This is a genomic window from Desulfovibrio desulfopostgatei, from assembly GCF_053570645.1.
The window spans coordinates 3,401,277-3,408,615 of record NZ_JBRBQS010000002.1; the positions used below are offsets into that span (position 1 = coordinate 3,401,277).

General features: G+C 51.2%; 7 protein-coding genes and 1 tRNA gene. 4 read left to right on the forward strand and 4 right to left on the reverse strand.

Annotated features, from left to right (window positions below; all coding sequences use genetic code 11):
• Positions 1-9 precede the first annotated feature (9 nt).
• Positions 10-1,200 carry an MFS transporter gene (locus ACUZ9Q_RS14785; protein WP_233483531.1) on the forward strand — a complete coding sequence of 397 codons (1,191 nt, stop codon included), beginning with the start codon at positions 10-12 and terminating at the stop codon, positions 1,198-1,200.
• Positions 1,197-1,706, forward strand: coding sequence for a methylated-DNA--[protein]-cysteine S-methyltransferase (locus ACUZ9Q_RS14790; protein WP_297145343.1), 510 nt, complete (start codon positions 1,197-1,199; stop codon positions 1,704-1,706). Before ACUZ9Q_RS14785 ends, ACUZ9Q_RS14790 begins: the two co-directional genes overlap by 4 nt.
• 665 nt (positions 1,707-2,371) lie before the next feature.
• Here ACUZ9Q_RS14790 and sfsA read toward each other — a convergent pair.
• Positions 2,372-3,250 carry a DNA/RNA nuclease SfsA gene (gene sfsA, locus ACUZ9Q_RS14795; RefSeq protein ID WP_449248124.1) on the reverse strand — a complete coding sequence of 293 codons (879 nt, stop codon included), beginning with the start codon at positions 3,248-3,250 and terminating at the stop codon, positions 2,372-2,374.
• 89 nt (positions 3,251-3,339) lie between these two features.
• Here sfsA and ACUZ9Q_RS14800 point away from each other — a divergent pair, with 89 nt between their 5' ends.
• Both ACUZ9Q_RS14800 and ACUZ9Q_RS14805 read left to right on the forward strand, forming a co-directional pair.
• A complete protein-coding gene (locus ACUZ9Q_RS14800; protein ID WP_449248125.1) occupies positions 3,340-4,530 on the forward strand; it encodes a pyridoxal phosphate-dependent aminotransferase in 1,191 nt (396 codons plus the stop codon).
• A gap of 103 nt (positions 4,531-4,633) precedes the next feature.
• Positions 4,634-4,709, forward strand: a tRNA-Ala gene (locus ACUZ9Q_RS14805).
• A 249-nt stretch (positions 4,710-4,958) separates the two neighbouring features.
• Here ACUZ9Q_RS14805 and ACUZ9Q_RS14810 read toward each other — a convergent pair.
• The 3 genes from ACUZ9Q_RS14810 to ACUZ9Q_RS14820 are packed head-to-tail and all read right to left on the reverse strand — an operon-like array spanning position 4,959 to position 6,706.
• Positions 4,959-5,726, reverse strand: coding sequence for an ImmA/IrrE family metallo-endopeptidase (locus ACUZ9Q_RS14810; protein WP_449247098.1), 768 nt, complete (start codon positions 5,724-5,726; stop codon positions 4,959-4,961).
• On the reverse strand, positions 5,704-6,120 hold the full coding sequence (locus ACUZ9Q_RS14815; RefSeq protein WP_449247099.1) for a hypothetical protein: 417 nt from the start codon (positions 6,118-6,120) through the stop codon (positions 5,704-5,706). The genes ACUZ9Q_RS14810 and ACUZ9Q_RS14815 overlap by 23 nt, the downstream gene beginning before the upstream one ends.
• Positions 6,107-6,706 carry a hypothetical protein gene (locus ACUZ9Q_RS14820; protein WP_449247100.1) on the reverse strand — a complete coding sequence of 200 codons (600 nt, stop codon included), beginning with the start codon at positions 6,704-6,706 and terminating at the stop codon, positions 6,107-6,109. The genes ACUZ9Q_RS14815 and ACUZ9Q_RS14820 overlap by 14 nt, the downstream gene beginning before the upstream one ends.
• Positions 6,707-7,339 lie beyond the last annotated feature (633 nt).

Consider the following 7,339-nt stretch of genomic DNA (forward strand, 5'->3'; position numbering starts at 1 on the left):
CGTGCCGCAATGGACAAAAAGAAAATACTCCTCGTGTCGTTAGGGCATTTGTCGTGCGATATTAACGGCGGGGCCTTGCCTGCCATACTGCCTTTTTTGCGGTCGGCTTTTGATTTGAGCTATCAGGCCACGGGCGGGCTGATGTTTGCATATTCCTGCCTGTCGTCCATGATCCAGCCGCTGTTCGGCCTGCTTTCAGACAGGTTTTCCAAACCCTGGTTTATCCCTGTAGGTGTGCTGCTGGCGGGCTGCGGCCTTGCGGCCATTGGCTGGATGTCCGGCTACTGGGGGATATTTGCGGCTATCGGCCTGAGCGGCATTGGCGCGGCCCTGTTCCACCCGGAAGGGGCGCGTTTTGCCAATGCGGTGTCGGGGCAGAACAAGGGCACGGGCATGAGCCTGTTTTCCATTGGCGGCAATGGGGGCTTTGTGCTGGGGCCGCTGCTGGCCACGGCCTGCCTTGGGGCGTTTGGCCTGACCGGGACGACAGTTTTTGCCGTGCTGGCTGTGATAACGGCGAGCATTCTGGTGTGGTCCATCGCCCGGATGGGCGCAACCAAGAATACGGGCGCATCTGCTGGCGGCAAGGCAGCGCCAGCCCTTGCGGCAGAGGGTGAAACGCCCGGTGAGAACAACTGGCGCGAATTTTCAAAGCTGACGGTCTCCATTGTTACCCGTTCCATCACCTTTGTGGGCTTTAACACGTTTATTCCGCTCTACTGGGTCAGCGCCTTCGGGCAGTCCACGGCAACGGGCGCGGTGGCCCTGACATTTTTCAGCGTATGCGGTGTTATCAGCAATGTTTTTGGCGGGATGCTTTCTGACAGATTTGGCTACCGCGCCGTCATCCGCGCGGTGTTCGCCCTGTTACCGCCTGTGGTGGCGGCATTCAGCCTGAGCAACAACCTGTACGCGGCCTGGGCCTTGCTGCCCCTGCTGGGTTTTGTGCTGTACGCGCCATTCAGCGCGCAGGTGGTGCTGGGCCAACAGTATCTTGCCAAGAACATCGGTTTTGCCTCGGGCATTACCCTTGGACTGGCAACCAGCCTTGGCGGCGTGGTGGCCCCGCTGCTCGGCTGGATTGCAGACAACTACGGCATGCCAGCCACCTTTCAGTCGCTGGCGGCGCTTTCCATTGTGGGCGCGATTTTTGCCTATTCCCTCAAACCCGTAACCGTGAAGAAGGAAAAGAAGGCATGAACAGCAAACAAAAAAAAGAACCTCCCCATGCGGCGCATGCGCTGACGCGCGAAGTGCCGCTCATCGGCGCCGTGCGTATTGTGGAGCGCGGGGGAAGCATAGTCCGACTGGATCTTGGCCCCACGGCTCCTTTTGAAGCATTGAAAAATACCACGGAGCAGGAAACACCCCTGTTGCGTGAGGCCTTTAAGCAGCTTGACGAATATCTGACCGGGAAGCGCCGCGATTTTGATTTGCCCCTTGCCCCGGAGGGCACGGACTTTCAGCGCGGCGTGTGGCGTACCCTGCAAACGATACCCTACGGGCAGACCCGCAGCTACAGGCAGGTAGCCGAAGCCGCCAATTGCCCCAAGGGATACCGCGCGGTGGGCCTTGCCAATAATCGCAACCCCATTGCCATATTCATTCCCTGCCACCGCGTTATCGGCGCGGACGGCAAAATGGTTGGCTACGGCGGCGGATTGCCGATCAAGGAAGCCCTGTTGCATCTGGAGGGTTACATGTAGCCGCAGGCTTTTTCAGACGACACGTGTACCTTTTTCTAAGCCGTCCTTCGGGGCGGCTTTTTTGCGCGCACAGTCCTTTTTGCCCGGATGGTGCGCCCACGCCGGGTGCAGCATCTTCCCACTTGCGTTTCTCCGCATATGACCGCGTTTCTTGTGTTGCTAGGTGTGCGTTCGATTCTGGCGATAATGTTCGCAAATTACGTAATATACTGAAAATACACTTTTAATCTGAATGCTGATTTGTGCATAATCTGGCCCTGCGGGCGCAAGGGTGAACCCCGGTTCCGCTATCGGGCAGAATGTCGGCATTGTGCGCAAGAACAAAAAATGGGCGTAGATATTGTTCAAAACTATAATAACTTATTGTAATTTTTATGTTTGTTTTGAACATTCCAAGGATGGGCAGCCCTGCAACGTTGGGCAGGAACTCCAGCTCCTGCTTGCAGGGCACGTCCATTGCCTCGCGGCGCTCAAAAAACGGCAGCGGCAGGATGAAGGCTCCCCTCCATTCTGCCGCTGCCAAAAATCCATGCCCTAAATGCGGGCGCTCAAATTGTGCGCAATTAATTTATTATTCTGTTATTATTGAAATAATTCTTTGAACAAACTGTTCCTAACCACCAAAGTATTGCGCCAAGCGCATGGGCCTGCTCAAGCGACGGGAATTACGGGTGCTGCGGACGCACGGGCAGCATGGGGCCAAGGTCTATGCCCGCAGGGCTGACGAGTGCGCGGAAGGGATACATCTCCACCCCTGCGGAGAGCGCTTCGTAAAACAGGGCGGCGTAGGCTGGATCAATGAAATCCGCCGGAGCAAAGCATTCTCCGTCCGGGCGTTGCACCAGATAGAACATGGCGGCGCGTTCGCCGCAGGCCACAATGTCCATAAGTTCGCGCAGATGCTTTTGCCCGCGTTCGCTGGCGGCATCGGGGAAGCACGCGGCGTTGTCTTCCACCATCGTGACGTTTTTGCACTCCACCCACAGGGGCGGCAGATCGGGGGCCGTGAGCAGGCCGTCCAGCCTGCTTTGTCCGCGTTTGGCCTCGCGCACGAGGGTGGTGTAGCCTTGGGCAAAGGGCAGGCGGCGCGCGTGAAAAGCCGCCTCAAGCATGCGGTTGGGGGTGCTTGTGTTCACGCCGACCCAGAAGCCGCTGGCAGGGGAGTGAGCGCCAGATTCGTATGCGCCAGATTCGTGCGTGTTCTCAACCAGTTCAGGCACGGCCCTGCGCGCCAGCCACACGCATTCCTGCGTATATTTGAGCTTGCGGTCGGGATTGCTTGCCGGGGATGCCAGCACCGGCGCGCCCGGCAGGCACAGACCCAGCATGCTGCCCGAATTGTTGCTGTGCACCCACAGGTCTGCGCCCTGATGCTGCAGCAGCACGCTGAAGCGTTTGCGGCGCGCCACAAAGGCGGCCACAATGCAGCGGGGCGGCAAGGGCAGCAGCGGGGCAGCGGTGGCGGGGCCGGGCAGGACTCCGCATGGGGGCCGGGAGAGATCGACAGCGGCTGCATGTGCTGCATTTTTGGGTTCAGAGCTCATTTACACCCCGATATGAAGCTGCTAGAAACAGCCAGTTGTGAGTACGCCTGCCGATTGCGGGTGCGTTGCATACGCCAAGGAGCCCCCTTATGCAGATTTCAGACCGTCTGAGCAGTATCAAACCTTCTCTGACACTCAGTGTCAACAGCCGCGCCCTCGAGCTTAAGGCCCAGGGCATTTCAGTAATCAGCCTTGCCGTGGGCGAGCCGGACTTTCCCACGCCCAAACACGTTTGCGAGGCTGCCAAAGCGGCTATTGACGACAATTTTTGCCGCTACACCGCCGTGCCGGGCATTCCCGAACTCCGCAAGGCTGCGGGCGCGTATTTTGAAAGAAACTACGGCGTTCCGGTTCCAATGGAATCCATTGTTATCGGCGCGGGCGGCAAGCACTGCCTCTATAATTTCATGCAGGCCACGCTCAACCCCGGCGACGAGGTGCTTGTGCCTGCCCCGTACTGGCTCAGCTACCCCGATATGGTCATGCTGACCGGCGCAACCCCCGTGCCAGTGCTGGCCGGGCCGGAACAGGGCTTCAAGGTGACGCCCGCCATGCTTGAGGCGCACACCACGGATAAAACCAAGCTGCTCATTCTGAACTCGCCCAGCAACCCCACTGGCGCGGTCTACACCGAGGCCGAATTTACGGCCATCATGGATTGGGCCATTGCGCGCGGGCTGTTTGTGCTCTCTGATGAAATTTACGACCAGCTTGTGTTCGCCCCTGCCAAAATGACCAGCGCCATCCGCTGGTTTGCCAAATATCCCGAGCAGGTGGCCGTGCTCAACGGCCTCTCGAAGAGCTACGCCATGACAGGCTGGCGCGTGGGCTTTTTGGCTGCGCACCCGACCCTGATCAAAAAGATATCAGCCATGCAGGGCCACAGCACCTCGAATATCTGTTCCATCGCGCAGAAGGCGGGCCTTGCGGCCCTGACCGGGAGCATGGAATGCGTGGACAAAATGCGCGAGGCCTTTGTGCGGCGGCGCGATTTTGCCATGAAGATCATTGAGGGCTGGCCCTTTGCCATCTGCCCCAAGCCCGATGGCGCGTTCTACCTCTTTTTGGACGTTTCCAAGTGCTATGGCGGCAGCGTGAACAATTCCACCGACCTTTGCACCCTGCTGCTCGACAAGGCCCACGTGGCCGTGGTGCCGGGCGCGGCCTTTGGCGACGACAAGTGCATCCGCTTCTCGTATGCTGTGGGAGACGACGTGCTCAAGGGCGCGCTGGAAAGCATCGGCAAGGTGCTTGCGCAACTGGCTGCGGAACCGAAATAGCACCGGAAACCGTGGCAGAAATGCCGCCAAAACCGCTGCTGTAAAAAAAATGCAAAATTGTATTGACAGTTAGGCTGGTTTTGGTCATTCTGCTTTTCGCCGTGGGGCTGTAGCTCAGTTGGGAGAGCGCTTGAATGGCATTCAAGAGGTCAAGAGTTCAATTCTCTTCAGCTCCACCAGATAGGTAATTAAAACCCCCGATCATTGAAAAATGGTCGGAGGTTTTTTGCGCGTTTGGACAAGGATTGGGAAGAATAATCAAGAAGTATGGCATTGCCGACTACAAAAAAAGCAGCCGTTGCTTTGTGCGAAGTAACGTTTTGCTTCGTGGACGGCTTCTCGGCACGTTGAAAAGTTTCCAAAATACAATCGATGCTTATAGATTTTTTCAGATGAGAAAAATTCGCGCTATTGCATCTCTATTTTCATTATTTTTCTATCTCCTCATCAACCCAAAGCAAGGAATAGGCAGTATTTGCTGCTGCAGAATAGAAAGATATTTCACGGATGGTACTATCCCCATCAACTCTATAATCATCTATCCAAGCATAAGCAGGCACACTGCCAGCAGCATTGCTCTTACATTTTTGAAAACAGTCTATAACATAAGTATGTTCATGAATTTTACTCCCATTTCGTCTCAAAAAATATGTAAAATCTTTATTACGCTTAGACCAATTTATTATTCCATTCTGAACACGTACAAGCGCTAATGGTTCAAATGAGCATTCAACATATCTAATTAAAGTCGCAGTTAGTGAGGTGCAAAAATCATTTGATATTTTTATAATTAGCTCAGTTGATGGCTCCTTTTTTGATGTATATTTTTTAAAAATTTTCTCCGGCATAAGTAAATTTGCAGCAAATATATTAGCCTCCACTTCAATCCCAGGAACACCCCATAGATACATATCATCTGAAGTGCAAGAAAAAACGCCTTTTTTATTTTTATGAAGAAAAAAATGCCCAAGCTCGTGAGCAATGCTGAATCTGGTACGTGGTTCGTATTTTTCAGCACTGGAAATAGTGATCCGTGCGCTTCGTTTACTGCATGTTAACTTTGCTGAGCAGCCGGAAAGATCCCTTCTAGCAACAAAAATACCAAAAAAGTTTGATATCAAATCCACTTCGATATCTTCTTTTACTTGAATACCGAGAATGGATAAAATGTACTCAGCTTTTTCTTTTGGACTCATCTAGCTTCCTCAAAAATTCAGCATCTTCAAGTAAACTTAGTAAATCATCCTCTGTTAAGTCCTTATAATCTCTATGTTGAACTTGGAATTCTCCGGATAAAAGCAGATCCTTTATGGCCGCAAGAATATTCTCTTTCCCTGAAGACAGCGTTTCTGAAATATTTTTGCTAATTGATGACATTGTAGATTTATTCTCATATGCGATATCTGTCCATGTCTTATTGTAGATTGTTTTTTGAACATCCAACAGTATTTTAGGAATAGCAGTATCTACGTCTATATTATTCTTTTTTAATTCATTAATTATTTCATCATCACTTAATTCTTCCATATCAAGTGCAAAATTAATGACAGCACCAATATAAAATTTGTTACTCTTTTTATTCTGAATCATTGGTGCCTCTCAATTTGTCTTTAATTTGGCGCTTTACTTCAGAAACTCTTCTTGCTGGTACACCTGTTAATATTTCTATGTCTTTTGGTTTACATATTCCTTCAGTGATGCAAGAAAATATGCCTTGTACTTCCTCACTAGTCATTCCGCTGACTGCAGTATTAAACGTGTCAAGCAAAATAGCTAAATCCTCATTCTGAATTGCAATTTCTTCAGCAGACGGAGTTTTCAAGCTTTCTGCAGTTTTTAGGGGACAATCGGTAGTGTCATTAAGGCAGTAGTACTCGTCAAGGCAGTCTACAATAGAGTTTTCTTTGAGTTTATAGGCATTTGACCGAAGACTTTTTATTACGCCAAATTTTATAAATGGAATGAGTTCACCACGTTCTGGCTCCCATTTTCGTTTGCCCGAAAGTACAAGGCCAATTGCTTGCTGTGCCATATCTTCAGCAAGGTGGCCTTGAGCAATTATCTGAGTTCTACTTCTACCATCTTGTTTAAATAGGGAAACACAATAGAGAAGAACCTCAGGCACAATGCGATCCCAATTCTGACCTTGCATTAGCTTCTGGTAATAGTCATCCATAAGCCCTCGCTATATGCTCATATGCTTTTCAAAAAAGATTTTATGGGAATAAAAAATTTATTTTGGCACTCGCCCACATTTTAGTTTTTTAATAGCATGTATCCATATGCGCAGAGGCTTTCATTCGGATAGGCCGCCTGATGCCGTCTGCAGAACTTAATTTCATGGAGGACACCATGTCAAAAGCTCCTATTGGAACGACCGGTAATACTGGAGAAAAGTGCCCTGAATCTGGCGTTTGGAAAGTTGTTAGCACCCCGACCACGACCGCCCCAATCGCAAAGGGTAATACCTTTCCTCCCTACGCTGGCAAGTCGGTTACATGGAAATTGATTCAATACGCATAAGCTATTTGGACACCAATTGGTAGAGACGTGGCTAAACATGTCTCTACCAAGAAGTAGTCATAGGTTATAAAACTCCCCATCCCCACGCAAGAGCGATATTCGCCAGCCTATGACATTAGTTGACTAGTGGAGATAGCAAATATCTTATCTAAATAATGGAAAGTAAAATTGGAGGATTTGCACATGCCTAACTATTACGTGAACAGGCAGGCTCAGACGAATGGCGATCATGAAGTTCACGAAGATGGATGCTCCTACATGCCGAATCAAGACAACCGATTGTATC

Bases quoted from the DNA above. Each gene is read 5' to 3' on its own strand.
- ACUZ9Q_RS14785 (WP_233483531.1), top strand. From the start codon at position 10: ATGGACAAAAAGAAAATACTCCTCGTGTCGTTAGGGCATTTGTCGTGC.
- ACUZ9Q_RS14790 (WP_297145343.1), top strand. From the start codon at position 1,197: ATGAACAGCAAACAAAAAAAAGAACCTCCCCATGCGGCGCATGCGCTG.
- sfsA (WP_449248124.1), bottom strand. From the start codon at position 3,250: ATGAGCTCTGAACCCAAAAATGCAGCACATGCAGCCGCTGTCGATCTC.
- ACUZ9Q_RS14800 (WP_449248125.1), top strand. From the start codon at position 3,340: ATGCAGATTTCAGACCGTCTGAGCAGTATCAAACCTTCTCTGACACTC.
- ACUZ9Q_RS14810 (WP_449247098.1), bottom strand. From the start codon at position 5,726: ATGAGTCCAAAAGAAAAAGCTGAGTACATTTTATCCATTCTCGGTATT.
- ACUZ9Q_RS14815 (WP_449247099.1), bottom strand. From the start codon at position 6,120: ATGATTCAGAATAAAAAGAGTAACAAATTTTATATTGGTGCTGTCATT.
- ACUZ9Q_RS14820 (WP_449247100.1), bottom strand. From the start codon at position 6,706: ATGGATGACTATTACCAGAAGCTAATGCAAGGTCAGAATTGGGATCGC.